The following is a 2,466-nucleotide window of genomic DNA, read 5'->3' on the forward strand; positions in this document are numbered from 1 at the left end:
AGCTACCTCGCCGCCCTCCACCTTCGCGGCGCAATGATCTGGATCAAAGACCTCACCAGAACCACCGCCTGATCACAACCAAATACGCGCCCTAGAGGTCTGTATGCCCCTGCTCTACCAAGACTGTACATTTCGCTACAGTCGCCGCTCACGCCCCGTTCTGAACGGGCTCGATCTGACGCTCGCTCCAGGTCATACCGTCCTCCTGGGGCCCAACGGCGCTGGGAAGAGCACACTCCTATCGCTCGGTGCCGGCGCGTTCAAGCCGGCCTCGGGGAGAGTGAGCCTCGGCCGCTTCTCCTCCACTGGTTCCCGGGACGCGCGTGCCTACCGGCGCAAGGTCTCATGGCTACCGCAACGGCCTGGCTTCCTGTCGGGGCTGACCGCTCGCGAGCACGTGGCATACATCGGCTGGCTCAAGGGGATGAGGGAGCGTGACGCCTGGACCGCTGCCCCCGCGGCGATAGATCGCGTCGGGCTGGCCGACAAGCTGAACGACCGAATCAAGACGCTCTCCGGCGGTCAGCAGCAACGGGTAGCCATCGCTGGCGCTCTTGTCCACGAAGCCGAGGTCCTGCTCTTGGACGAGCCCACCGTGGGCCTCGACCCGCACCAGCGCCGCCGCTTCCTCGACCTGCTGGTGTCCCTCCGCGGCACTATGCACGTCGTCGTCTCCACCCACGACATCGGCGACCTCGATCAGGCCTTCGACGAAGTGGTCGTCCTCGAGTCGGGCAGGGTGAGGTTCCAAGGTCCGGTATCGCTGTTCGACAGCTACGCCGCGCCCGACTGTGCGCCGGGTCGTCGGCTGGAGAGCGCGTACGCGTCTCTGCTGGAGGCCACGGAATGATCACCTGGGCCAACCTCCGTGCCTCAGCCGCCCCATGGATAGCGCTGCCCGCCCTCGTCTATTCGGGCCTGTACATCACCGGCAATCGCCTCACCGTGCCGACGGCCTACGGCGTCGAGGCCGGTGAGACCGTCGCGCAGTCCTTGCCGGTCGTAGTTGGTGCCGTTGCCGCGGCTGCGGCGTGGGAAGCCGGACGGCACCGTAGGCTCGGCGCGTTCCCGACCACAGCCGCACGCGGTGCACTGCGCCAGTTCGTCTGGGCTGTCACCCCTGTAGTCGTACTGCAGGCAGTGCTCCTTGCCGGTTCCTTCCTGCTGGCCACAAATACGGTCGGGACTCTGCCGAGCGGCATCGGCGGCTGGCTGGGAGTCGCCCATGCTGTTGTGCTTCCGCTCGGATGGACGGCCATCGGATGGCGGCTGGGCCATATTCTTCCCCGCAGCCTGGCCGCCCCCATCGCGGGCATCGGCGGCTGGATGTTCCTGTCGTTCCCGCAGGGGATGTCGAACCCGTGGCTGCGGCACCTGGGCGGATTCATCGACGGATTCTCCTCCCCGACCGACACGCGATCGCCGCTCGCCTACCTGATTCCCTGGGCGGTGCTCTGCGGTCTGGCTCTCGCGTTCTGGCTTCCCGTACTGGTCCGACGACGAATTTCCGCGATCTCCTTCGGGATGGCTCTCGTGATCGCCACGATCCTGCTCGGGCAGAGCGCGGTCGCGGACTGGGGCTACTTCCGCCCCTCCGACGCGCGGGTCGTCACCCCAACCTGTGTCGGCGAGGCACCCCGAGTGTGCCTCCCGCCCGAATACGCCTCCTACGCGGACGGGATACGCAAGGACCTCACGGAACCGCTGGCCAAGTTGCGCGCCGCCAGCGTTCCGCTGCCCGGTGAACTGCTCCTGGCCTCATCGAAGGAGCCGCTGAAGCCTGGAGTCTGGCCACTGATCTGGTCACTGCCGCTCGCCAATGGACAGAAGGACCCTGACTCCTTCCGTGCCGACCTGGCGGAATCTGCCGTCACCGGCACCGCCGTGAACGCCGGGGTCGTTCCCTGCCGCCGCCCCGGTTCCATGCCTGCGGCCTGGGCCGCCCTCGTTGTCGGCGTGAACGAGGAAAACGTCCGCAGCGCGATGCCTCCCCCGGACTGGCAGGAGATTACGAAGATCCGCGCCCTCCCCAAGGAGAAGCAGGTCTCGTGGTTCACCGAGGCAGCGCGGGCCCAGAAACACTGCGGAGCGGGCTCGTGAAGCTGTACGCGAGGGCGGTGAGGCGCTGGTGGGCTCTCGTCCCCGCAGTGCTTGCGCTCACGATGGTCACCTGGCTGATCGGGGCCAGCCCGGTGCCCGTTCCCAGCATGCTGGGGGGCGGAGGGTTGGCCCAGATTAAGCATTTCGTGCCGATAATCGTCAGCGTCGCTGCCATGTACTGCTTGGATCGGCGGATGACGGAAGCGGAGCTGACAGCAGTCGTGCCAGTTCGCAGTCTGGATCGAGCAGCCGTGTCAGCAGGCGCGGTGCTCCTATTGATCCGAAACGGTTTGGGTTCTGGGTCGTTGGTGGGGTGTGAGCGATCTGGTGGGGGACGCGCGGCATCTGTCGCCGTCGGCGCAGGAG

At 66.9% G+C, this 2,466-nt stretch carries 2 protein-coding genes; both read left to right on the top strand.

All coding sequences use genetic code 11. The features are described 5' to 3' along the window. The first annotated feature begins 103 nt into the window (after positions 1-103). On the top strand, positions 104-850 hold the full coding sequence (locus tag ACFY15_RS36805; RefSeq protein ID WP_390827077.1) for an ABC transporter ATP-binding protein: 747 nt from the start codon (positions 104-106) through the stop codon (positions 848-850). Next, positions 847-2,100 (top strand): hypothetical protein, encoded by a 1,254-nt coding sequence (locus ACFY15_RS36810; RefSeq protein ID WP_390827078.1) that lies wholly within the window; start codon positions 847-849, stop codon positions 2,098-2,100. Before ACFY15_RS36805 ends, ACFY15_RS36810 begins: the two co-directional genes overlap by 4 nt. Positions 2,101-2,466: the final 366 nt, after the last annotated feature.

It is taken from the genome of Streptomyces sp. NPDC001373 (assembly GCF_042895815.1).
GTDB lineage: Bacteria > Actinomycetota > Actinomycetes > Streptomycetales > Streptomycetaceae > Streptomyces.